General features: G+C 68.2%; 19 protein-coding genes. 13 read left to right on the top strand and 6 right to left on the bottom strand.

The features are described from left to right. The first annotated feature begins 276 nt into the window (after positions 1-276). The 4 genes from AC5YGJ_RS00395 (at position 277) to ubiM (ending at position 3,710) form a co-directional block, all read left to right on the top strand. A complete protein-coding gene (locus AC5YGJ_RS00395; protein WP_496185405.1) occupies positions 277-1,446 on the top strand; it encodes a COG3904 family protein in 1,170 nt (389 codons plus the stop codon). A gap of 58 nt (positions 1,447-1,504) precedes the next feature. Continuing rightward, positions 1,505-2,050 (top strand): DUF4019 domain-containing protein, encoded by a 546-nt coding sequence (locus AC5YGJ_RS00390; RefSeq protein WP_309337425.1) that lies wholly within the window; start codon positions 1,505-1,507, stop codon positions 2,048-2,050. A gap of 11 nt (positions 2,051-2,061) precedes the next feature. Further along, positions 2,062-2,451: an MAPEG family protein gene (locus tag AC5YGJ_RS00385; RefSeq protein ID WP_496185404.1), complete on the top strand. Its 390-nt coding sequence runs from the start codon at positions 2,062-2,064 to the stop codon at positions 2,449-2,451. Positions 2,452-2,531: 80 nt separating this feature from the next. After that, positions 2,532-3,710 carry a 5-demethoxyubiquinol-8 5-hydroxylase UbiM gene (gene ubiM, locus AC5YGJ_RS00380; protein ID WP_249844614.1) on the top strand — a complete coding sequence of 393 codons (1,179 nt, stop codon included), beginning with the start codon at positions 2,532-2,534 and terminating at the stop codon, positions 3,708-3,710. 11 nt (positions 3,711-3,721) lie between these two features. On the opposite strand, the gene AC5YGJ_RS00375 is transcribed toward ubiM, so the two are convergent. After that, the gene (locus tag AC5YGJ_RS00375) at positions 3,722-3,943 is read right to left on the bottom strand and encodes an RNA-binding S4 domain-containing protein (protein WP_006426190.1); all 222 of its coding nucleotides are present in this window, start codon (positions 3,941-3,943) and stop codon (positions 3,722-3,724) included. Positions 3,944-4,213: 270 nt separating this feature from the next. Between AC5YGJ_RS00375 and AC5YGJ_RS00370 the strand changes: the two genes are divergently transcribed. From AC5YGJ_RS00370 to AC5YGJ_RS00345, 6 genes are all read left to right on the top strand, one after another. After that, the gene (locus AC5YGJ_RS00370; RefSeq protein WP_409461133.1) at positions 4,214-6,169 is read left to right on the top strand and encodes a DEAD/DEAH box helicase; all 1,956 of its coding nucleotides are present in this window, start codon (positions 4,214-4,216) and stop codon (positions 6,167-6,169) included. A 229-nt stretch (positions 6,170-6,398) separates the two neighbouring features. Beyond that, positions 6,399-8,822 carry a putative bifunctional diguanylate cyclase/phosphodiesterase gene (locus tag AC5YGJ_RS00365; RefSeq protein WP_496185403.1) on the top strand — a complete coding sequence of 808 codons (2,424 nt, stop codon included), beginning with the start codon at positions 6,399-6,401 and terminating at the stop codon, positions 8,820-8,822. 108 nt (positions 8,823-8,930) lie between these two features. Next, positions 8,931-10,595 (top strand): sensor domain-containing diguanylate cyclase, encoded by a 1,665-nt coding sequence (locus AC5YGJ_RS00360; protein WP_496185402.1) that lies wholly within the window; start codon positions 8,931-8,933, stop codon positions 10,593-10,595. A gap of 33 nt (positions 10,596-10,628) precedes the next feature. Further along, positions 10,629-11,351 carry a pseudouridine synthase gene (locus tag AC5YGJ_RS00355; RefSeq protein WP_107230300.1) on the top strand — a complete coding sequence of 241 codons (723 nt, stop codon included), beginning with the start codon at positions 10,629-10,631 and terminating at the stop codon, positions 11,349-11,351. 89 nt (positions 11,352-11,440) lie between these two features. Beyond that, on the top strand, positions 11,441-12,511 hold the full coding sequence (locus tag AC5YGJ_RS00350; RefSeq protein ID WP_249844610.1) for a GGDEF domain-containing protein: 1,071 nt from the start codon (positions 11,441-11,443) through the stop codon (positions 12,509-12,511). Between the two features lie 118 nt (positions 12,512-12,629). Beyond that, complete coding sequence (locus AC5YGJ_RS00345; RefSeq protein WP_496185401.1) at positions 12,630-13,790, top strand: AAA family ATPase; 1,161 nt, start codon at positions 12,630-12,632, stop codon at positions 13,788-13,790. 45 nt (positions 13,791-13,835) lie between these two features. On the opposite strand, the gene AC5YGJ_RS00340 is transcribed toward AC5YGJ_RS00345, so the two are convergent. The 3 genes from AC5YGJ_RS00340 to AC5YGJ_RS00330 are packed head-to-tail and all read right to left on the bottom strand — an operon-like array spanning position 13,836 to position 16,076. Next, a complete protein-coding gene (locus AC5YGJ_RS00340; RefSeq protein WP_309337448.1) occupies positions 13,836-14,783 on the bottom strand; it encodes a DMT family transporter in 948 nt (315 codons plus the stop codon). Positions 14,784-14,817: 34 nt separating this feature from the next. After that, on the bottom strand, positions 14,818-15,636 hold the full coding sequence (locus tag AC5YGJ_RS00335; protein WP_496185400.1) for a DUF72 domain-containing protein: 819 nt from the start codon (positions 15,634-15,636) through the stop codon (positions 14,818-14,820). Continuing rightward, positions 15,633-16,076: a VOC family protein gene (locus AC5YGJ_RS00330; RefSeq protein WP_496185399.1), complete on the bottom strand. Its 444-nt coding sequence runs from the start codon at positions 16,074-16,076 to the stop codon at positions 15,633-15,635. Before AC5YGJ_RS00330 ends, AC5YGJ_RS00335 begins: the two co-directional genes overlap by 4 nt. 110 nt (positions 16,077-16,186) lie before the next feature. Between AC5YGJ_RS00330 and AC5YGJ_RS00325 the strand changes: the two genes are divergently transcribed. The 3 genes from AC5YGJ_RS00325 (at position 16,187) to agp (ending at position 20,974) form a co-directional block, all read left to right on the top strand. Then, positions 16,187-17,746, top strand: coding sequence for a serine hydrolase (locus tag AC5YGJ_RS00325; RefSeq protein WP_496185398.1), 1,560 nt, complete (start codon positions 16,187-16,189; stop codon positions 17,744-17,746). Between the two features lie 103 nt (positions 17,747-17,849). Next, positions 17,850-19,682: a multidrug efflux ABC transporter SmrA gene (gene smrA / locus AC5YGJ_RS00320; RefSeq protein WP_496185397.1), complete on the top strand. Its 1,833-nt coding sequence runs from the start codon at positions 17,850-17,852 to the stop codon at positions 19,680-19,682. 68 nt (positions 19,683-19,750) lie between these two features. Then, positions 19,751-20,974, top strand: coding sequence for a bifunctional glucose-1-phosphatase/inositol phosphatase (gene agp, locus AC5YGJ_RS00315; RefSeq protein WP_496185396.1), 1,224 nt, complete (start codon positions 19,751-19,753; stop codon positions 20,972-20,974). A gap of 9 nt (positions 20,975-20,983) precedes the next feature. On the opposite strand, the gene AC5YGJ_RS00310 is transcribed toward agp, so the two are convergent. Beyond that, on the bottom strand, positions 20,984-21,982 hold the full coding sequence (locus AC5YGJ_RS00310; protein WP_496185395.1) for a polysaccharide lyase: 999 nt from the start codon (positions 21,980-21,982) through the stop codon (positions 20,984-20,986). 141 nt (positions 21,983-22,123) lie between these two features. Further along, complete coding sequence (locus AC5YGJ_RS00305; RefSeq protein ID WP_496185394.1) at positions 22,124-23,932, bottom strand: DUF885 domain-containing protein; 1,809 nt, start codon at positions 23,930-23,932, stop codon at positions 22,124-22,126. Between the last annotated feature and the right edge of the window lie 34 nt (positions 23,933-23,966).

Raw genomic sequence — 23,966 nt, 5'->3', positions numbered from 1 at the left:
AGGCCGGAGTGGGCAGCGATACTCGCCACATTCGGACATGGATGCTGAAGGGGTTCGGCAGGGCTGCGCCCTGCACCCGTGGTAGTGCCGGCCGCTGGCCGTCAACTGCAACAGCGGGCTTCCTGCGGGAGAGTGTTCTGCACTGCTGTTGGCAGGTGTCGAGCTTGGTCGACACGCTTTTTCCCCAAGGGTCAGAAGGGGTTCAGTGCCAGGCACTGAATGCGCGGCCTGGACGGGTAGACTGTGGCTCTTGCTCAGATGAAGACCGGTTGCCCGATGTCCGCCAAACTCCGCTGGTTGCCCCTGTTGTGCCTGGCCCTGGCGGGCTGCAGCCAGCTGGAGAATCCGGGCAACGTGACCGCCGCCGACAAGGCCGCGCGGGCACCGGCCAGCGATGGCGAGAACATGGTGTCGATCAATGCCGCCGATGCGCCACCGCCGCCGGCGCCGCCCCGCAGCCGGGCCGACCGGCCGTGGCCGCAGGCGCAGCTGGAGAACGGCCGCGCCTGGGTCAGCTGCAGCACCGAATATGCCGGTGACGCCGGCGACGGTGTCGAGCTGGAGGGTCTGCAGCGCGACCAGATCAGCAAGGCATTGGCGCCGTGTGCCGAGCGCGGCCTGATGCGCGTGCGCTATGCCGGCAAGATCAATCCGGGCTTCGCCGAGATGATGTGGCGGTTGGCTGTGGTGGCCGATGAACAGAAGATCCACAAACGCATCCTTGACCTCGATTCCAGCGGTGGCCAGGTGGAATCGGCGATCGTGGCCGGTGACAGCATCGGCGAATCGGGCTGGACCATCTGGGTGCGCGAAGGCTCGATCTGCCACAGCGCCTGCGTGTTCGTGCTGGCAGCCGGCGACAACCGCCTGCTGTCGGGCAAGGTCGGCATCCACCGCATGATGCGCATCAGTTCCAGGGCCACCTCGCGTGCTGAACTCAACCGCGAGCTGCACGAGGTCTACGACAACGTGAAGGACTACCTGCAGCGCAACGGCGTGGCGGTCGGCGTGGCCGACCTGATGATGACCGTGCCCAACCGCAGCCTGCGCCTGCTGACCGCCGACGAGCTGCGCCAGTACGGGCTGGATGGCACCAACGCTGTGCAGGATGATCTGGAACGGATCAAGCAGATGCGCGCCTGCGGCGATGATTTCGTGCAGCGCAAGGATGCGTTCCTGATCGCCTTCGACCAGCAGTGCAAGCGCGAAGGCGCCGACATGGAATCGATCAACAGCTGCGGCCAGGCGCTGAAACAGCGCTTCGGGTTCCCGGATGCGGTGTGTCCGGAGGAAAGCCCATTGTCGGAGATCGACGTGGCAACGCTGCCGCCGGCGCCGTCCGAGCCGTCGCCGGTGGCCGAGCAGCTGCCTGCGGACGCCGGTAGGCCTGCAGCGCAGGCCGACGCGGCTGCCGGGGCGGTGGAAGGCAGCGTCCCCGCGCGCTGACGAGGCGGTCACCGCGCTGGCGTAGACTGCGGTTCTTTCCCGAGAACCGGCGGTGTCCATGAAGCGCGTGCTCCTGCTGCTGTCCCTGATGCCCATCGCCGCGTTGGCGCAGGCGCCTGCACCGGCCACGCCCGCCCCCGCGCCTGCGCGACCGGCACCGGCATCGCCGGCGGCGGCCAAGCCGCTTACCGCGGGCGCGCCGGCACTGACCGCCGCACAGCAGGCGCAGGTGCAGAAACAGGATGCGGAGATGGGGGCGGCGGCGGTGCGGGTCGCGCAGCTGGTCGATGCCAATCGCGCAGGCGAATTGTGGGACGGCGCATCCGCAGTCGCACGACGCGCGGTTCCCAAGGCTGCCTTCGTTACCCAGCTGGCCGGTGAACGCACGCGCCTGGGCGCGATGGCCGGCCGTGGCCAGCCGACCATCACCCGGGTCAAGTACAGCGCGGGTGCGGCCGTACCGGAGGGGCTGTACATCAATGTCAGCTTCCCGACCCGCTTCGCCAACAGCGCACAGCCGGTGCGTGAGCTGGTGTCGTTCCGTTTCGACGAGGACCAGGTGTGGCGACTGGCCGGCTACAGCCTGCGCGCGTCGGGTCCCTGAGGAGAACGATGATGGCAACCGAACTGACCATGCTGGCCTGGGCGACCCTGCTGGGCTTCGTCTACATCTTCTCCACCTCCACCGTGGTCACCCGCGAGCGGGGAATGAAGTGGAATGCCTCGGCACGTGATGGCCAGGCCCGGCCGCTCACCCCGCTGGCCGGCCGCCTGCAACGGGCCCAGGCCAACTTCCTGGAGACCTTCCCGTTCTTCGCTGCCGCCGCGATCGCGGTGGTGCTGGCCGGGCGCGGCAATGACACCACGGCGCTGGCCGCGCAGGCCTACTTCTGGGCGCGCGTGGCCTATCTGCCGTTGTACGCCGCCGGCGTGCCGTACGTGCGCAGCCTGGTGTGGCTGGTGTCGCTGCTGTCGATCCTGGCGCTGGTGTTCGCGCTGTTGTGATCCGGCGCTGATCCAGATCAAGGCCGCTCAGCTGCACGGCGCTATGCTGGCGCGGACTGGATCAACGGCAGGAGGCGCGCATGCGCAGGATGGACGTGGTGGTGGTCGGTGCCGGGCCGGCAGGCCTGTGCTTTGCGCGCGCGCTGGCCGACAGCGGCCTGCAGGTCGGGCTGGTGGACGTGCAGCCGCGCCAGGCGCTGGCCGATGCCGCCTTTGATGGTCGCGAGATCGCGCTGACCCATGCCTCGCGGCAGAGCATGGAGCAGCTGGGGCTGTGGCAGCGCCTGCCGCATGCCGAGATCGCCGAACTGCGCGATGCGCGGGTGATGAACGGCGCATCGCCGTTCGCGCTGACCTTTGCCAGCCGCCAGGTCGACGGCCAGCCGCTGGGCTGGCTGGTGCCCAACCACCTGATCCGCCGTGCCGCGTGGGATGCGGTGCAGGGGCAGGACGGCCTGGAACTGTTCGACGGGCGCAAGGTGCTGGGGGTGCAGGCCGACGCGCAGGGCCACGTGGTCAAGCTCGATGACGGCAGCCAACTGCACGCGCGCCTGCTGATCGCCGCCGACAGCCGCTTCTCCGCCACCCGCCGCATGCTCGGCATCGGCGCGCAGATGCGCGACTTCGGCAAGTCGATGCTGGTGTGCCGGATGCAGGTCGAGCGCGATCACCATCACACCGCCTGGGAGTGGTTCGGCTATGGCCGCACCCTGGCGCTGCTGCCGCTCAACCAGGGCCAGGCCTCGGCGGTGATCACGCTGCCGCCGCGGCAGATCGAGGAGTTGCTGGCGATGGACGAGGTGGCCTTCGGTGAGGCCGTCACGGCCTTCTTCGAGCACCGCCTGGGTCGCATGCAGCCGGTGGCCACGCCACAGGCGTATCCGCTGGTCGGCGTGTACGCGCACCGTTTCGTCGGCGAGCGCTCGGCGCTGATCGGTGATGCCGCGGTGGGCATGCACCCGGTCACCGCGCATGGCTTCAACCTGGGCCTGGCCAGCGCGCAGCGGCTGGCACAGGGCATCGTCGAGCAGCAGCGCCGCGGTGCCGACATTGCCGCCGCAGGCATGCTGGCCAGCTACCAGCGTGGTCATCGACTGGCGTCGCGACCGCTTTACGAGGCGACCAATGCAATCGCCAGCCTGTATACCGACGACCGCCGCCCGGCCCGCGTGCTGCGTGCGGCCGGTCTGCGCCTGGCACAGGGCGTCGCGCCGTTCCGGCAACTGATTGCCGCGCATCTCACCCAGCGCGTGGCCTGAACGGGTTCAGATCAGCCGGCGGCCAGCACCCGGATCTGGCTGTCGGCGAATTCCACCACCTGGCCTGCGCGGATCTTGCAGGCCTTGCGCAGCTCGACCTCACCGTCGACCAGGACCTGGCCTTCGCTGATGACCATCTTGGCCTCGCCACCGCTGGTGACCAGGTCGGCCAGCTTGAGCAGCTGCTTGAGTTCGACGTAGTCGCCGTCGAGGTCGAATTCGAGAATCTGCATGGAGCGGGGTTTCCTGGGATAGGGCACGGGCCAGCGGCCGGGCCGGGGGGGAAGAGGGCGCGTATTGTGCGCCAGCACGGGGCATGACGGCACGCGCACGCAAAGCTGTACGCGTTGTTCAGGATCAATGCGGTATCATTCCGCTCTGAGCGAGTGAATCTCCCTCCGAACGAGCAGCGCCAGGGCACGCGATAAGAAGGGCGCCCAAAGCGCGGACCATCCCTTTTTTATCGCACTGCCATGCAGATGGCCGTGCCTTTGGAGTTTTCCATGTCCCAAGAATCCCAAGCGCCGCTGCAGTTTGCGCAGCTCGGCCTGTCCGAGCCCGTGATGCAGGCGGTCACCGCCATCGGCTACGAAACCCCGTCGCCGATCCAGGCGGCTACCATCCCGGCGATGCTGGAAGGCCGCGACGTGCTGGGCCAGGCCCAGACCGGTACCGGCAAGACCGCTGCGTTCGCACTGCCGGTACTGTCCAACATCGACCTGCAGCAGATCAAGCCCCAGGCCCTGATCCTGGCGCCGACCCGCGAACTGGCCATCCAGGTCGCCGAGGCGTTCCAGTCCTATTCGTCGAAGATCCCGGGCTTCCGCGTGCTGCCGGTGTACGGCGGCCAGCCTTACGGCCAGCAGCTGTCGGCGCTGCGCCGCGGCGTGCACATCGTGGTCGGTACCCCCGGCCGCGTGATCGACCATCTGGACCGCAGCACCCTGGACCTGTCCGAGCTGAAGACCCTGGTGCTGGACGAAGCCGATGAAATGCTGCGCATGGGCTTCATCGACGACGTCGAAGCCGTGCTGAAGAAGCTGCCGGAGCAGCGCCAGGTGGCCCTGTTCTCGGCCACCATGCCGCCGCAGATCCGTCGCATCGCGCAGACCTACCTGCAGGATCCGGTGGAAGTGACCATCGCGGCCAAGACCACCACCTCGGCCAACATCCGCCAGCGTTACTGGTGGGTGAGTGGCATGCACAAGCTGGACGCGCTGACCCGCATCCTGGAAGTGGAGCCCTTCGATGCGATGATCATCTTCGCGCGCACCAAGGCCGGCACCGAAGAACTGGCCAGCAAGCTGCAGGCCCGTGGCCTGGCGGCTGCCGCGATCAACGGCGACATGCAGCAGGCCCAGCGTGAGCGCACCATCGCCATGCTGAAGGAAGGCAAGCTGGACATCCTGGTGGCCACCGATGTGGCCGCGCGTGGCCTGGATGTGGAGCGCATCAGCCACGTGCTGAACTACGACATCCCGTACGACACCGAAAGCTACGTGCACCGCATCGGCCGTACCGGCCGTGCCGGCCGCAGCGGCGAGGCGATCCTGTTCGCCACCCCGCGCGAGAAGGGCATGCTGCGCCAGATCGAGCGCGCCACCCGCCAGCCGATCGAAGAAATGCAGCTGCCGAGCGTGGAAGCGGTCAACGACACCCGCATCAACAAGTTCACCTCGCGCATCAGCGAGACCCTCGGCGCCGGTGGCCTGGACTTCTACCGCCAGCTGCTGGAGCGCTTCGAGAACGAGCAGAACGTGCCGGCGATCGAAGTGGCCGCCGCGCTGGCCAAGATGCTGCAGGGCGACACTCCGTTCCTGCTGCAGGCGCCGGTGCGGGCCCCGCGTGAAGAACGGGGCCCGCGCGAGCGTTTCGACCGTGGCGACCGTCCGGAACGCGGTGATCGTTTCGATCGTAACGATCGTGGTCCGCGTTTCGAACGCGGCCCGCGCCGTGATGACGCCGAAGGCGGTTTCGAGCAGCGCCCGCGCCGTGAGGTTCCGCCGCGCGGTGCACCGGAGCAGGGCATGGAGACCTACCGCATTTCGGTGGGCCACCAGCATGGCGTGAAGCCGGCCAACATCGTCGGCGCCATCGCCAACGAAGCCGGCCTGGAAAGCCGCTTCATCGGTCGCATCGACATCCACGACGACTTCTCGCTGCTGGATCTGCCGGCGCAGATGCCGCCGGACGTGCTGTCGCACCTGCAGAAGGTCTGGGTGTCCGGCCAGCAGCTGCAGATGCGTGCGCTGGCCCCGGGTGAAGACACCAACCCGGCTCCGCGCCCGTTCAAGCCGCGCTTCGACAAGCGCGGTCCGGGTGGTCCGGGTGGTCCGCGTCGTGGCGGCCCGGGTGGTCCGGGTGGTCACGGTGGCGAACGCGGCGACCGTGGTGGTGACCGCGACGGCCGCCCGCCGCGCCGTGATGGCTTCAAGCCGCGCGGCCCGCGCAGCTACTGAGCCTCACCCGACGTAGTGAACAACGCCAGCCTCCGGGCTGGCGTTGCCCGTTGTGGCCCACGAAAAAGGGGACGGAGGGGATTAAGTCGCAATTGGCCGGCTGGACGCTTCTGCCGAAAGCGACTTAATCCCCTCCGTCCCCTTTTTCGCATGGCCCACACATTGCCGGTCATAGGCTGGACCGGTTCCAAGGGAGGTTGTCACCGCAGCACATTCGGGGGGATCCGGGATGGGTAGGAGTGGCACGGACCAGCAGCGCCGACGGGTTCCGATGACCCGTGGCCTGGGACTGCGATTTGCGTTGCTGACGGGCATGGCGATCGGATTGGTGGCACTGTCCGCGTTGATCCAGGAGTTGCAGGCGGCGTCCACTGCCTGGATCGCCGGCCAGGGCTACTGGTCGCGGGGGCAGCAGGATGCGACCGCCGCGCTCAGCCGTTACCTGGCCCGTGCCGATGCCCGCGATCTGGACGATGCGCGCCAGGCTCTGCAGGTGCCGTTGGGCGATCTGCAGGCGCGGCTTGCGCTCGAACAGGCCGAGCCGGATGTCGGCAAGGCCAGGCAGGGCTTCCTGCAGGGCGGCAACGCGCCGGCGGATATTCCGCGCCTGGTGTTCTCGTTCCGCTATGCGCGCGACATCGGCGCCTTCCGCGAAGCCACCACGCTGTGGCGCAATACCGATGATGACCTCAGAGCGGTGCAGCGGCTGATCGATACGTTGCAGCGGCGGCACCCGCAGGGCGCGCTGCCCACTGCCGCCCGTGACCTTCATCTGCAGCAGCTGCGCGATCTTGACCGCCGCCTGCAGATCCAGGCCCAGGCGTTTTCGCAGGCGTTGCTGCGCATGGCCACGATGGTGCGCATCGCCACGCTGGTGGTCGGTGGATTGTCGGTGCTGGCGATCAGCTTGATGGCGGTCGCACTGGCGCGGCGCGTCGGCAAGGACCTGACCGAGCATGAAAGCCGGTTCCGCGCGGCCTTCTACCAGGCCAATGTCGGCATGCTCAAGCTCGACACCGACGGCAAGGTGGTCGAGGCCAACCAGGCGATGGCCGACATCCTCGACCATCGTCGCGATGCGCTGATGCAGTTGTCCCTGGGCGACCTGTTGATGGACGGGGAACTGGTCATCGATGGCGTAGGGCGGATCGACTGGGACAGGCAGCTGCGGCCAAGTGAGCTGCGTTTCCGGCGCCGCGATGGCAGCCTGGTCTGGGGGCGCTGGAGTGGCACCGGTGTACGCAGCGCCGATGGCGGCTTGTCGGTGTTCGCGATCATCGAGGACGTCAGCCAGAATCATGCCCTGGCACGCGAGATCGAACACCATGCCAGCCACGATCCGCTGACCGGCCTGATCAACCGCCGCGAGATCGAGCGGCTGCTGGAGCGGGCGCTGCTGCAGGTGCGCAGCGAGGGCGGCACGCATGCGCTGTGCTACATCAACCTGGACCATTTCAAGCTGGTCAACGATAGTTTCGGCCATGCTGCCGGCGACCAGATGCTGCGCAGCTTCGCCGACTATCTGCTGGCGGCGGTGCGCGAAGGCGACTGGGTGGGCCGCCTGGGCGCCGACGAATTCGCGGTGTTCCTTGCCCATGCCGGGCAGGACGAGGCCAAGCGCGTACTGCAGCGGGTGATCCGCAACCTGGGCCAGGCCAGTTTCCCGATGCGGGAGGGCAGCCCACAGCCGAGCTGCAGCATCGGCGTGGTCGAGGTCAACGCCGAGGCGCCGGACGTGAACTGGCTGATGAGCGCTGCCGACAGTGCCTGCTACGCAGCCAAGCAGGCCGGGCGCAATCGCGTGCATTGCTTCAACGAAAACCGCATGGCGCTGGAGGAACGGCGCCGAGAAGCCGAACGGCTGCAGGGCGTCAGCGTGGCGATGGCCGAGAACCGCATGGTGCTGTACGCCCAGCGCATCGCCCGTGTCGGCGATCCGCAGTACCTGCACTACGAAGTGCTGGTGCGCATGCGTGGCAGTGACGGCAGCCTGCACCTGCCGGGCCAGTTCATGCCGGCGGTGGAGCGCTACGGCATGGCCGTGGCACTGGACCGGCACGTGCTCGGCCTGCTGTTCCGGCACCTGCAGGTCTGCCCGGCGCATGTCCGGCAGCTGGGGCTGTGCAATGTGAACGTATCGGCACAGTCGATCGCAGAGCCGGGGTTCCTGGCCTTCGTCTGCGATCTGCTGGAACGCAACCGGGCGCTGGCGTCCAAGCTGTGCTTCGAGATCACCGAGACGGCCGCGATCAGCAACCTGAGCCAGGCACGCGCCTTCATCGATGCGGTGAAGGCGCGCGGCTGCCGGATGGCGCTGGACGATTTCGGCTCCGGCCTGTCCTCGTTCGGGTATCTGCGCCAGCTGCCGGCGGACATCCTGAAGATCGACGGTGCGTTCGTGCGTGACATGGATACCGATCCGGTCAGCCACGCTACCGTACGTGCGATCAGCGAACTGGGGCGCGAACTGCAGATGGAGGTGGTGGCCGAGTGGGTGGAGACGGCCGAGGTCGCCGCCGCCTTGACCCGGCTGGGCGTGCAGGGGCTGCAGGGCTATGCGATCGAACGGCCGCAGCCGCTGGAACGGATGACGCTGTCCGAGCTGCGGCCGGCGCGGCTGGTCGCAGTGAAAGGACCGCCGGCCGCCGGCTGAAGGCCCGCAGCGACTTTGGTCTACACATGCGACGTTGCGGGGGCTGCGATAATGCCGGCCAGGGGCGACGTGCAGTGGGCGCGGTCGTAGGCAGGAACAGGACGTGGCGTGGGCGGCAGGCAGTGGCGGTACCGAACAGGTGGGGTGCGGATCGTGCTGCTGCTGTGGTGGGCGATGTCCTGGCCGCTGCAGGCGGCTCCGGCAGCGGCCGGACACGATTACCTGCTGGTGGGCAGCGCCACCGACGAACCCACGCCGCACCGGGCCTGCACGCCGCAGATGCTGGACGGTCCGCGCCAGCAGGTGCAGGTCGCGGCACCACCGGGGGGCTGGTCGGGCCAGCCGCAGGCGCTGGATGTGTTCAACGTGTTTGCCGGCGAAGTGCGCGTGCAGCACGGCGATCGCGAGATCTGCGGCAACATGCACGACGCGCGCACCCGCGATTCGCGCTTCCGCGCGGGCATCGGCCTGGTCGCGGTGCCTGTGGCCGGCAGCCATGAACCGTTCCTGGTTTCCTGGCAGACACCACTGAAGGCGCGCTGGGTGCCGACGCTGCGGCTGGGCGCGCCCAGCCCGGTGCAGCAGAACGACACCGCCCGGCTGCTGGTGCGCGCGGCCTGCATCGCAGTGGCGATCGCGCTGGCGCTGTCGGCGTTGATGGCGTTCCTCACCACGCGTGATCGCAGTTTCCTGGTCTACATCGCCGGCACCGCCGTGATGGTGCTGTGGCAGTCCATCCTGGGGGGCCTGAGCGGCTATCCGGAACCGTGGCTGCCGGTGGGCGAACAGGGCGCCTGGTGGCTGCTGGCGCTGACCGCAGCGACCCAGGCGCTGGTGTTGCCTGCGCTGTGGCGGCTCAATGGCGGTGATCGTCTGCTGCCGCGCTCGCGCCCGGCCCAGTTGCTGGCGTTGTGGGGGCTGCTGGGCGTGGCGGTGCTGGTGCCGTGGCTGCAACGCGATGGCCTGGCCTGGGTGGCGCGCGGCCTGCAGGCGTCCTGCCTGCTGGGCTGCGGCCTGGCGCTGGCCGTGGGCGTGTGGGCGCGCTGGCGCGGTGACCGCTGGGCGCAGGCCGGGCTGGCGGCGCTGGCGCCGATGCTGGTGCTGATCGTCGCCGATGCCTGCCGTGCGGAGTGGCTGCTGGAGTACCGGGTGGAGGCGCTGCAGCTGGCCGTGACCTGGCTGCTGATGATGTCAGCCTACGCGTTGAACCAGCGGCTGGGGCGGCTGCGCCAGCAACGCGATGAACTGCGCCAGCTGGCCGAGACCGATGGCCTGACCGGGCTGCCCAACCGTCGCGCCGGCCTGCAGCAGCTGGCCCGCCAGCTGGAACGGGTGGACCGCGAGCGGGGGCCGCTGGTGATCGGTTTCCTCGACATCGACCTGTTCAAGGACATCAACGATCGCCATGGCCATGCGGTGGGCGATCAGGTGCTGGTGGCGGTGGCGCGCGCGCTGCGTGCGGCGGTGCGCAGCCAGGACCAGGTGGTGCGGATGGGCGGCGAGGAGTTCCTGCTGCTGATGCCGGGCATGCCGCGCGAGGCCGCGTCGGCGCGCCTGGAGCGGCTGCGCCAGCGCATCACCGAGGCGGGGCAGGCGCTGCAGGTGCCGGGCCTGGAGGTGACCGCCAGCATCGGCCTGGCACAGTGGCGGCCGGGCGAGGACGATCTGGCGGCGCTGCTGCGCCGGGCCGACCATGCCATGTATGCGGCCAAGCGCGGCGGCCGCAACCGCGTGTTCGACGGTGAAACGCTCGATCCACCTGCACTGGCATGAGGCGCGCCGGGCGGGATACCGGATAATGGTGCGATGACCACCCGACTCAACAAACATATCGCCGATACCGGCTTCTGCTCCCGTCGCGAGGCCGATCGCCTGATCGCCGCCCGCCGGGTCACCGTCAACGGCCACCCGGCCGGCACCGGCGCGGTGGTGGGCGAGGAAGACCAGGTGCTGGTCGATGGCCAGCCGCTGCGCGCGCGGGTCGCGCGCAAGCCCGGCACCCGCCGCCACGTCTACATCGCGCTGAACAAGCCGGTGGGCGTCACCTGCACCACCGAAAGCTCGGTCAAGGGCAACATCGTCGACTTCGTCGGCCACGAGCAGCGCATCTTCCCGGTCGGCCGGCTGGACAAGGAGTCGGAAGGCCTGATCCTGATGACCAGCAACGGCGACATCGTCAACCAGATCCTGCGGGCCGAGAATGGCCACCAGAAGGAGTACCTGGTGGCGGTGAACAAGCCGGTCACCGACGAGTTCCTGCGCGGCATGGCCCGCGGCGTGCGCATCCACGACCAGATGACCCTGCCGTGCAAGACCTCGCGGATCGCCAAGTTCGGTTTCCGCATCACCCTGCAGCAGGGCCTGAACCGGCAGATCCGCCTGATGGCCGCTGAATTCGGTTACCGCGTGACCCAGCTGCGCCGCGTGCGCATCGACAACATCAAGATCGGTGCGCTGAAGCCGGGGCAGTGGCGCAATCTGACCGAGCAGGAACTGCAGGGCCTGCTGCCGAAGCAGCTGGACTGGTAGTGCCGGCCGCTGGCCGGCACCCCTCGATGTGCGGATTGCAGCCCGGCATCCGCTAGACTTCGCAGCGACCTGCCGGAACATGACGCTGCATGATCAAGCCCGACAAGCCCGCCAACGAAGCTCTCCGCCTCGAGGCGCTGTACCGCTACCGGATCCTCGATTCGGAGCGTGAGAAATCCTTCGATGACCTGGTGGTGATCGCCAAGGCAGTCTGCGGCACCTCGATGGCGGCGGTCACCCTGATCGATGTTGAACGGCAATGGTTCAAGTCGATCCAGGGCATCGACGCGGCCGAGAACCTGCGCAGCGAATCGATGTGCGGCCACGCCATCCTGCAGCCGCAGGAAATCATGGTGGTCGAGGACGCCCTGCAGGACATCCGTTTCCACGACAACCCGGTGGTGGCCGGCGACCCGCATATCCGCTTCTACGCCGGCGCACCGTTGATCAGCTCCGATGGCCTGCCGCTTGGCACGCTGTGCGTGTTCGATGCACAGCCGCAGCACCTGGCCCACGACAAGGCCGAGGCACTGGCCGCGCTGTCGCGGCAGGTGATGCTGGTGATGGAGCTGCGCCGCTTCGCGCTCGACATCCAGAAGCACATGCTCGAGCGTGACGACTACGAACGCCTGCTGTCCGAATACCAGGACGTGCTGCTGGCGCAGAACGCCGACCTTACCGAGCAGAGCCGTACCGATGCACTGACCGGGCTGCCCAACCGTCGCGCGATGGCGGCGGCGCTGGACCAGGCGGTGGCCGTGACCGAAGGGCAGCCGGGGTTGGCCTGCGTGGCGCTGCTGGACATCGACCATTTCAAGCACATCAACGATTTCCAGGGCCATGCCACCGGTGACCGGGTGCTGGCCGAACTGGGCGTGCTGCTGCGCTCGCACTTCGCCGGCCGCGGCATGGCCGCACGCTACGGCGGCGAGGAGTTCGTGGCGGTGATGCCCGGTACCGACCTGCGCACGGCCGAACTGCAATGCGAGTTCCTGCGCCTGGCGGTGGCCGACCTGCCGCTGGGTTTCCCGGTCACGATCAGCATCGGCGTGGCCCAGCACCGCGCGGGCGAGAACGTGGACGAAACGCTGGCGCGCGCCGACAAGGCGCTGTACCGGGCCAAGGGCAACGGCCGCAACCGGGTGGAACGGGCCGACTGAGCCCCCGCCCGGTAGTTCCACGCCCGGCGTGGATGCTTCCACCGATGGGCTGACGCTGTGTCGCGGCCTGTGCGATTGCACCGCGCGAGTATGGCGTTCCTGTTCCCCGGACTCGCCCATGCTGCAGACCCTGGCCATCGCCCATTACCGTTCGCTGCACGGCCTGGTGCTGCCCCTGCACCCGTTGAACGTGATCACCGGTGAGAACGGCAGCGGCAAATCCAACCTGTATCGCGCACTGCGCCTGCTGGCGGAAACCGCGCAGGGCGGGGTGGCTGCCGTGCTGGCCCGCGAAGGGGGTCTGGGCTCGGCACTGTGGGCCGGACCGGAAACGATCGACCGTCGCGTCGGCGCGGGCGAGATCCCGCTGCAGGGCGGCCCACGCCAGGCCGCAGTGGGGTTGAAGCTGGGCTTTGCCACCGACGAATTCGGCTATGCCATCGACTTCGGCTATCCGCCACCCAGCCGTTCGGCGTTCGCGCTGGATCCGCAGATCAAGGCCGAAGCGATCTGGGCCGGGCCGTTCCTGCGCAGCGCCAACCTGCTGGTTGATCGCCGCGGGGCGAGTGTGCGACGGCGCCATGCGCAGTGCTGGGAACGGGTCGATGACCGCCTGTCGGTGTTCGACAGCCTGTTCACCCAGGTGGCTGACCCGCAGCGCATGCCCGAGACCCTGGCCCTGCGCGACTACATCCGCCGATGGCGCTTCTACGACCATTTCCGCAGCGACGCCGATGCGCCTGCACGCCAGCCGGCGATGGCCACGCGCACGCCGGTGCTGCATCACGATGGGCGCGATCTGGCTGCGGCGTGGGTGACCATTGTCGAGATCGGCGATCCGGTCGCATTGGCGCGCAGCGTGGACGATGCGTTCCCGGGGGCGACGGTCGGGTTCGAGGCACTGGACGGGCGCCTGGCCCTGCGCTTCCACCAGCCCGGCCTGCTGCGGCCCTTGTCGATGGCCGAGCTTTCCGACGGCACGCTGCGCTTCCTGCTGCTGGCCGCGGCCCTGCATACCCCGCGCCCGCCACCGCTGCTGGTGCTCAACGAACCGGAGAGCAGCCTGCATCCGGACCTGCTGCCAGCGCTGGCACGGCTGATCATTGCGGCCAGCGCACGCAGCCAGGTGTGGGTGGTGTCACACGCCAGCCGCCTGATCGCGGCACTGGAACAGGCGCCGGGGTGTCATTCGCTGCACCTGCACAAGCAACAGGGCCGCACCCTGCTGAGTGGCCAGGGCCTGCTGGATGCCCCGGCCTGGCACTGGCCACAGCGCTGAGCCGTCGATCCGGCTCCGGTAGATCCACGCCCTGCGTGGATGCACTCAATCGGCGATGTTGCGCGCCTCGGCCGTGCCGAGGATCTCTGGATGCTGTACCGGCTTGCGGCGGTTCAGCAGTGGGTGCAGGAACACCGCGCCGACGATGATCGCCACGCCCAGGTAGAACCACGGTGTGACCTCGTGCTGCTCGCGCAGCAGCACCACCGCCAGCAGCACGGCGTAGACCGGTTCCAGGTTGGTCACCAGCTGCACCGTGTAGGCGCTGAGATGGCGCAGTGCGACCAGGGCCAAGGCGAACGGCAGCAGCGTGCAGAAGCCGGCCAGCACCAGCAACAGGAGGCCGTCATGCAGGTCCGGCACCACCCACAACGGGCTGGCCAGTGCCGGCAGCAGGTACGGCATCAGCGGTGCCAGCAGAGTCAGCGTAAGCGTGCCGGCGCCCAGTTCCAGCGCGGTGACGGTGAGTGGGTCGGCATGGCTGACCATGCGCTTGTTGAGCGAGCCGAACACGGCCACCAGCAACGCTGACACCGCGCCGACCAGCACGCCCAGCCGCATGCCATCGGGTACGCCACCGACCACCAGCGCGACGCCGGGCAGCACGGCCAGGCCGAAGGCCAGCTCACGCAGCTGGAACGGCCGCTTGGCCACCCACGGTTCGATGATCGAGGTGAACACCGGCGCCAGTGCGATGCAGGTGGCGGCCACGGACGCATTGGCCAGTTTCACCGCGCCATAGAAGGTCAGCCAGTGCAGGGCGACCAGCGCGCCGATGCCGGCGTAGCCGGCCACCACGCGCAGGGGCAGGGTGCGCAGCCCGCGCCAGACCCGCGGCAGCAGGGCCAGCATCGCCGTCACCAGCAGCATGCGCCACCACACCAGCGGCAGCGCGGGCAGGGTGATCAGCTTGCCGAGGATGGCGGTGACGCCCCACAGCAGGACACAGAAGTGGATCTGCCACAGCGCTTTGCGGGTGTCGGGTGTGCTCATCCGCCTATTGTGCGGCAAGCCATCGTCCGCGGCGCTATCCGCGGGTCGGATGGCTGGTTTCTGCGGCCCGCCGCTGCAGCGCCATCGCCGCCGCCGGATTGCGTACCTTGCCCGCGCCGATGCACAGCAGGTAGACCTCGCGAGGTGCTTTCGTGGCAGGCCCGGCCAGGCACGGCAGGTCATCCACCGGCTCACCGCGCGACCAGCGCCGGGCGCGTTCGCTCCAGCGCTGTTGCACGCTCGCCGGCAGACCCTCGTTCAAGCGCGCCTGGCTGCGCTTGATCCGCGCATAGACGAAGCCGGCGCTGACATCGCCGTGCAGTGGTGCCTCGTCGCTGTCCTCGATCACCAGCGCCACGCCATGCGTGCGTGCAGCGGCCACCAGTGCCGGGCCGTGCACCTCGGCGTTGCGGACTTCCAGAGCGTGTTGCAGCGGCACGCCCTCCAGCTGCTTGGGCAGCTGCGCCATCAGCGCCGCCAGCATGGCCGCATCGGCCGGATGGCGGGGATCGAACTGCCACAGCAGCGGGCCCAGCCGATCGCCGAGCGCGAGCGCGGCCTGCAGGAAGGGGGCCGCAGCCTCCACCGTACTGGACAGGTCCCGGCGCTGCACCAGATAACGCGGCGCCTTCATCGCGAAGCGGAAGCCGTCCGGCGTCTGTGCCGCCCATTGCGCGCACTGGCCGGGGGTGGGCGTGCGATAGAAGGTGCCGTTGATCTCGATGCAGCGCAGCGCACGGCTGGCATGTGCCAGTTCTTCACGCTGGGGCAGGCCGGCGGGATAGAACACGCCGCCCCGCCATTGTGGAAACACCCAGCCACCGATGCCGCAGCGGATGGCGCCGGCGCTCACTGGCCGTGGTCCGTGCGCCACGGGTCGTAGCTGCCGAACCACCACAGGTAGCCTTCCGGGTCGGCGCAGGCATAGCCGCGGCCGCCGTAGTCCTGGTCGGCGATGTCGATGACGATGCGCGCTCCGGCCGCCTTGGCCCGTGCATAGTGCGCATCGGCATCGCTGACGATCACGCAGGCACTCTGGGTCTGGCGGCCGCCGACCTCGTCGGGCAGGGCGGTGTGTTCGCTCCACGCGCTCTGGTTGCCGGCCGAGCCGAGCATGATCATGCCGTTGCCGAAGGTCAGCTGCGCATGGAATACGGTATCGCCATCGGCATACACCGCCTGCGCATGAAAGCCGAACGCGCGTTGCAGCCAGTCGATGGCGGCCAGCGCGTCGCGGTAACGCAGGCACGGAATGATGGTGGATCCATTGCTCGGTTGGCCTTTCCCGCCCATGACACCCCTCCTATGGCACAGGGCAGGATCGGCCGGGGACCGTTACCATCGCGCGAAACCCCGGTGACGGCCTGCACATGGCCGCGACCCCTGTTCGGAGATGGTGCTGGATGAAGACCTGGATTGGAGGAGCCGTGCTGCTGGCGTGCACGACCATGGCGAGCGCGTCGACCCCGGCGCCGCTGCAGGATCTGGATGCGACGGTCGAGCGCGTGCGCGCGCAGTTCGACGTGCCCGGCATCGCCGTGGCCGTGGTCAAGGATGGCCAGGTGGTGCTGGAACGTGGCTGGGGCGTGCGCGAGCTGGGCAGGCAGGAGCCGGTTCAGGCCGACACGCTGTTCGCCATCGCCTCCAACACCAAGGCGTTCACCGCCACCTCGCTGAATCTGCTGGCCGAGGACGGCAAGCTGAAGATGGACGACAAGGTGATCGATCACCTGCCGTCGTTCCGCATGTCCGACCCGTTCGTGACCGGGCAGATGACCATCCGCGACCTGCTCTCGCATCGCAGCGGACTGAGCCTGGGCGCCGGCGACCTGCTGTTCTGGCCGACCACGTCCTACAGCAATGCCGAAGTGGTGGAGCGGCTGGGCAGGGTGCCGCTGAAGGGCGGTTTCCGCGAGAGCTATGCCTACGACAACATCCTTTACGCGGTCGCCCAGCAGGTGATCGAGCACGTCTCCGGCATGAGCTACCAGCAGTTCCTGCAGACCCGCATCTTCGACAAGGTGGGCATGGCCGGGACGCGCTACAACGCCGACCACCTCAAGCCAGGCGACAAGGCTGCCGTCGGCCACGCCAAGTACGATTTCAAGGACCTGCGCACCGTCGCGCCGCTGACCTGGTCGAACAATGCCGGTGCCGGTGGCATCTATTCCAGCGCACACGACATGGCGCGCTGGATGCAGGTGCAGCTGGCCGAAGGCAAGCTGGCCGATGGCACACCGCTGTTCTCCGAGAAGAGCCAGCAGCAGATGTGGCGGATGATCACGCCGCAGTCGATCCCGGCGCCGAGCGTGCCGGAACTGGCGCCGGCACGGGCCAATTTCGCCGGCTACGGCGAAGGCTGGAGCCTGAGCGACTATCGCGGGCAGAAGCTGGTCTGGCACACCGGCGGTTGGCCGGGCATGGTCTCGCGGCTGACCCTGGTGCCGGGCGAGAAGCTGGGCGTGGTGGTGCTGACCAACCAGGAGGTGGGCGCGGCGTTCAACGCGATCACCCTGAGCGTGCTCGATGCCTACCTGGGCGGTGAAACGCATGACTGGGTGGATGCCTATGCCAAGGCGGTGGCCAAGGGCCAGGACAAGGCTGACGAGGCGTGGGCCAAGCATCAGAGCGCACGCGACAAGGGCAGCCGGCCATCGCTGGCGCTGGCAGGCTATACCGGGACCTTCCGTGACCGCTGGTACGGCGACATGCAGGTCAGCGGCGACGGCAAGGGCCTGCGTCTGCGCTTTGCCAGGACCGCGCAGCTGAGTGGGCGCCTGGAGCACTGGCAGCACGACACCTTCATCGTGCGCTGGGATGACCGCTCGCTCAACGCCGATGCGTTCGTGAACTTCAGCCTGGACCCGGACGGCAAGGTGCGCGAGGTGCGCATGCAGCCGATTTCCGACCTGACCGATTTCAGCTTCGATTTCCAGGACCTGCTGTTCACCCCGGTGAAATGACGCCGCCGGGCCTGGCCCGGCGCTACCGGAAGCCGGGCATCGTCGGCCGGCGTACACATCCGGCGTGGGATACTTCGCCGGCTATTGATGGCGAGGGAATGCGATGTTCCGTTGGTTTGAATCCCTGATTCCGGTGTTCCCGCCCGTGGACGGGCGCATGCCACCGCGCAGGGTGTTTCCGTTCTACCTGCACTACCTGCGCCCGGTGTGGCCGGTGCTGCTGGCCACGCTGATCGCCGGCCTGCTGCTGGCGCTGGTGGAAGTGGCGATGTTCGATTACCTGGGCCGCATCGTCGACATGGTCGCCGAACGGCCGGGTGCCGACTTCTTCAAGCGCCACGCCAATGAACTGGGCTGGATGCTGTTCATCACCGTCATCGCGCGGCCGATCCTGGTCGGCCTGCACAACCTGCTGGTCAACCAGGCCATCGTGCCCGGCCTGAGCAACCGCTCGCGCTGGCTGATGCACAACTACGTGGTGCGGCAGAGCCTGAGCTTCTTCCAGAACGACTTCGCCGGCAGCGTCGCCAACCGGGTGATGCAGACCGGTACTTCGCTGCGCGAATCGGCGGTGCAGATGGTCGATTCGCTCTGGTACATCGTGGTCTACACCGGCACCGCGCTGTACCTGTTCGCGCAGGCCGACTGGCGGCTGATGGTGCCGCTGATCCTGTGGCTGCTGGCCTATGCGGTGATCCTGTTCTACTTCGTGCCGCGCGCGAAGGAGCGGGCGTGGATCGCCTCCGAGGCGCGTTCCAAGGCCATGGGCCGCATCGTCGATGGCTACACCAACATCCCGACGTTGAAGCTGTTCGCCCATGGTGGACGTGAGCAGGCCTACGTGGCCGAGTCGATCCAGGAACTGGCGGTCAAGCACCGCGCGCAGACCCGCATCACCACCGGCATGGACCTGACCATCGCCATCGTCAACGGTTTCCTGATCGCCGGGACCTGCGGGCTGGCGCTGTGGCTGTGGAACGGTGGCCACATCACGGTCGGCGCGATCACCCTGGCCACCGGCCTGGTGATCCGCATCCACAACATGTCCGGCTGGATCATGTGGACCATCAACGGCATCTTCGAGGACATCGGTACGGTGCAGGATGGCATCACCACCATCGCCCAGCCGCTGACCGTGCAGGACCGCGACGATGCCGTGCCGCTGCAGGTGACCCGCGGCGGCGTGCACTTCCAGGACATCCACTTCCACTACGGCAAGAAGGGCGGCGTGATCGCCGGTCTGGACCTGGTGGTCAAGCCGGGTGAAAAGATCGGCCTGGTCGGCCCTTCCGGCGCCGGCAAGTCGACCCTGGTCAACGTGCTGTTGCGCCTGTACGACCTGGAGAGCGGCCGCATCCTGATCGACGGCCAGGACATTGCCTATGTCACCCAGGAGAGCCTGCGCCAGCAGATCGGCGTGGTCACCCAGGACACCTCGCTGCTGCATCGCTCGATCCGCGACAACCTGCTGTATGGCCGCCCGGATGCCAGCGACGAACAACTGCACGCGGCGGTGGCCAAGGCGCGCGCGGCCAGCTTCATCGACACACTGGTGGACGGGCAGGGCCGTCGCGGCTACGACGCGCATGTCGGCGAGCGCGGCGTGAAGCTTTCCGGTGGTCAGCGCCAGCGCATCGCCATTGCCCGCGTGCTGCTGAAGGATGCCCCGATCCTCGTGCTGGACGAGGCGACCTCGGCGCTGGACTCGGAAGTTGAAGCGGCGATCCAGGACAGCCTGGACGAACTGATGGGCGGCAAGACGGTGATCGCGATCGCGCACCGGCTGTCGACCATCGCGCGCATGGACCGGCTGGTGGTGATGGACCAGGGCCGCATCGTCGAGACCGGCAGCCACGCCGAGCTGATTGCGGCCGGTGGGCTGTATGCGCGGTTGTGGGCGCGGCAGACCGGTGGTTTTGTCGCCGCCGATCAATGACCGCTTCGGGGTCGGATCCCTTTCCGAAGCAAAGGGCTCTGACCCCCCGCGTGATTCTGGAGAGCTGCATGATCCTCCCCCTCCGCCTCCTGCTGCTGGCGCTCGCGCTGGGCCCGAGTGCTGCGACCGCAATGGCCGCTCCTGCGGCCGACGAGCAGCTTGAACAGGTGATCCTGCTCAGCCGCCACAACCTGCGCGCGCCGGTGGTGGCCTCCGGCGCGCTCGCCAACGCGACCCCTGAAACCTGGCCGCGCTGGGACGTGGGTGCGGGCGAGCTGACCACCAAGGGCGGCGTGCTGGAGGTCTACATGGGCCGCTACGTCGGCCAGTGGCTGCGCCAGACGCAGTTGCTGCCGCGGTCGGGATGCCCGCAACCGGGCGATCTCCACGCCCATGCCAACAGCCTGCAACGCACCCAGGCCACCGCACAGTTCTTCCTTGCCGGTGCCTTCCCGGGCTGCCACGTGGCGATCGAGCAGCGCATGCCGCTGGGCACGATGGACCCACTGTTCAATCCGGTGATCCATCGCGATGATGTGGCCTATCGCGAGCGCGCGCTGTCATCGATGCGGCAGGCATTGACCGAGGCGGACCTGGCGCCGGCACTGGCGGTGGTGGAGGCGGTTACACGCTACCCTCAGTCGGCGGCCTGTGCTGACCGCAGCGACTGCCATCTGACCCTGACCGATACCACCTTCACTGCGGAAGCGGGCAAGGAGCCGCGCGCGACCGGATCGCTGGCGCTGGCAAGTGGCGTGGTCGACGCGCTGCTGATGGAGCACTACGAGGCACGCGACGCCGCCGCCGAAGGCTGGGGCCGGTTGAACACCGAGGGCCAATGGCAGGCGTTGGCGCAGATCCGCAATCGCTACCAGGACATCCTGTTCGGCACACCCGGGGTGGCGCGTGATGTGGCCGCGCCACTGTTGGAGCAGGTAGGCACGCTGTTGAACGATCCGGCGTCACCGAAGGTGGCCCTGCTGGTCGGTCATGACTCCAACATCGGCTCGGTGCTGGCGGCGCTGGGCATCACCGACTACACACTGCCAGGTCAGTACGAGAAGACGCCGATCGGTGGCCTGCTGCAGTTCGAGCGCTGGCGTGACCGCCGCAGCGGCAGGGAGCGGATCCGCCTGGTCTACGTCTACCCGACCACCGTACAGTTGCGTGACGCACAGCCGCTGACCGAGGCGCAGCCGCCGGGCCGTGTCGCGTTGCGGGTGCCGGGCTGCGCGGCGCAGGGCTGCACCGCCGCGGAGTTCCAGCGCCTGCTGCAACCGGCGGCCCGCTGAGGTGCGCGACTAGCGTAGGGGCGCGCGCACGATGCCGTGCGTGGCCATCAGGGTCAGGTCGCCGCCCAATCGCGGCGAGTGGAATGGCCCACGTGCGTGTGCGGCTTCGAACAGGCCGCCATCGGGCGAGCGCAGTCGATAGAACTCGACCCAGCCGCTGGCCTGCAGCGGCAGCTGTGCCACGCCGGTCTGCTGGTTGAACCACGCCGGGTCCTTGCTGCCCTCGATGACGCGTCGCGCCAGGCGATCGATGGCGTGGTCGCGGCTGGCGTACCAGTCCTGGCCGCGCAGCCGGGCCAGCTCGGCCATCATCACCAGCGGCGCCAGCGCGTAGTCGTGATAGTGCAGGGTACGCTGCCCGCGCGCCATTTCCAGCGGCAGACTGCCATCGTCCTGGATGTCATCGACGCCCTTCTGGAAGGCGGCATGACCGGCCTGCCACAGGGCCGGGTCATCGGTGGCCAGGCCGGTGGCCAGCACGCCCAGACCGCCCCAGTAGTAGTGGTTGTTGCGGCGCCGTTTCGGGTTGTCCCAGTAGGTCAGATTGGCGCGTGCCAGCTGCTGCAGCCACGGATCGATGCGCGCGCGCTGCTGCGGGTCGGCCTGGTCATGCACTTTCAGGTAGGCCATGGCCACCGCATCGAGCATCCACTGCCGCATGTAGAACGACTGGTCGTTGTTGACCCGTATCATCTGCCCGAGCATCGCGCCGTCCTTCGCCCAAGCGCCGAGCCAGGCCAGCGTGCACTGCGCAGCGGCGCGATCACCATCGCGCAGGTAGTCGTCACTCATGCGCGCCACGTCGGCGGCATAGCGGTCCAGCGACGCGGTGGCGTCATGATTCTGCTGTTGAAGCGCCGGGTCGATCACCGAGCCGGCCTTGTCGGTGTAGTAGCCCAGGGCGCGGATGTCGGGCTGGCCGGGCGGTGGTGGAGGGCAGGTGGCGAAGGCACAGGCGCTGGCCAGCAGCGTGGGCAGCAGTGCAAGACGGAACAGGGGGAGAGACATGGAGGCCGGTGGAAGGGGGAACCCGGCAAACGATGTGCCCGTGCATGTTGCCGGTGCGTGATGCAGGCGCGGCTCCTGCTACCGCATGCAGAAACGGCCCGGGTCTCCCCGGGCCGTTCCGATTCCAACCTACATCCCCGATCACTCGATCGGCTGGTCCAACATCAGCTGGCGGGCGAAGCGCACCGGCGGCGCGCCGTAGGACAGCACCTGATCGTGGTACGCCTTCAGGTTGAACTTGTCGCCCAGCTTCTCCTGCACCGCCTTGCGGGTGTCGAAGTGTTCCTGCGCACCGACGAAGTAGGTCGGCAGCTGCGCCGACGTCAGCTGTGCACGTACCCACTTGCCGGCCGCCTCGCTTTCCTGCTGGAACGCGTCGTGGGTCATCAGGTGCATCGCCTTCTCGCGATCCCAGTTGTCCACGTGCACGCCCTGGTCGAGGATCGCGTTGGAGATCGTGCGCAGGTAGAACTTCAGCTGCACCAGGTGGAACAGCGGGTCGTTGTTGAGGTAACCCTGCTCCTGCATCATGCGCTCGGTGTAGACCGCCCAGCCTTCGGCGAACAGGCCCGAACGCAGCACCGCACGCAGGGTGGAAGGGAACTTGGCCGAATGCCAGCCTTCCAGGTAATGGCCCGGGGTGCCTTCGTGGATGCTGAGCAGGTGGATCATGCGCGAGTTGTACTCACGCAGGAACGAATCGACCTGCTTGTCGTTCCAGTCGTCCGGAATCGGCGACACGGCGTAGAAGGTCTTCAGGTTCTTGTCCAGCGGGCCCGGCGAATCGCAGTACGCCACGGCCACGCCGCGCTGGAATTCCGGCATCAGGATGATGTCCACCGGCGCATCGGGCAGGGTCATCAGGTCGTGCTCGCGCACGAACGCGGTGGACTGCTCCAGCGCGGCCTTGGCATCGTCGACCACCTTGTCGCGCGCCGGCTTGTCGGCGTAGGCCAGCTCCAGCGCCGCTTCGATTGCCTTCTGCTGCTGCTCGTCGGTCGGCTGGGCCGGCATCTCCGGCGCACCCGGCTTGTCCTTCAGCACGGTCTGCGCGATGCCGTACATGTCTTCGCGCACGCGCTTGAGTTCGGCACGTGCACGCTCACCGATCTCCTGGCGCGACAGCGAGGAGCTCAGCGCGAACTTCAGCTTCTGGTCGTACTTTTCCGCACCGATGCGGAAGTCGCCCTGGGCATTCGGCACCAGGGTCTTGTCCAGCCAGGTCTGCTGCTCGTCCACCGCCTTCTTCAGGCCCTCGATGGCGGCCTGCAGGCGCTGCTGGTCGGCCTGCGGCAGTTCGCCGATGTGCGGGGTGATGAAGGTATCGACGATGCTGAGGATGCCCTTGTTCTGCTTGGCAACGGTCTCGGCGTGGATCTTCGGCACGCGCGCCGGGTCCAGGTTCTCGCGGGCCTGGGCGAAGATCGCAGGCAGCTTTTCCATGCGCGCGGTAGCCGACTTCAGGCGCTCCGGCAGCGGCGCGAATTCACGCGCCATCAGGCCGTAGATCGCGCTGCCGGCGATGCCGTTGTACAGCTGCGGGTCCCACTTGCCGGACTGCAGCACTTCGGCGTTCCAGATTTCCGACTGCAGCTGGTTGCGCAGGATCGCCGCGTCCACCTGGTTCTCGCGGCCCAGCTTGGCCACTTCGATCTTGTCCAGCTCACCCAGCAGCGCCTTGTAGGCGGCCACGGTCTTCTGCTGGCCGGCGGCGCTCAGGTCGTCCAGCTCGCTGTCGTAACGGTGGTCGCCGATCTGGGTCGCGCTGACCGGCGACAGCTGCATCCACGTATCGAGGGCGCGCTTGGACAGATCGGCGAAGGCAGCATCGGCTGCCGCATCCGCCGCCTGCTGGCCGGCGGCCGGGGTGGCGGCATTGGTCGGGGCGTCGGTCGGCTGGCAGCCAGCCAGGGCGGCCACCAGGGCGAGGGCAAGAAGATGCGGGCGCATCGGCGTTCCTGTGCAGGGTCAAACCCCGAGCATA

The organism is Stenotrophomonas sp. CS3K5 (genome assembly GCF_059515225.1).
This window is presented reverse-complemented; position numbering and strand designations above follow the sequence as displayed.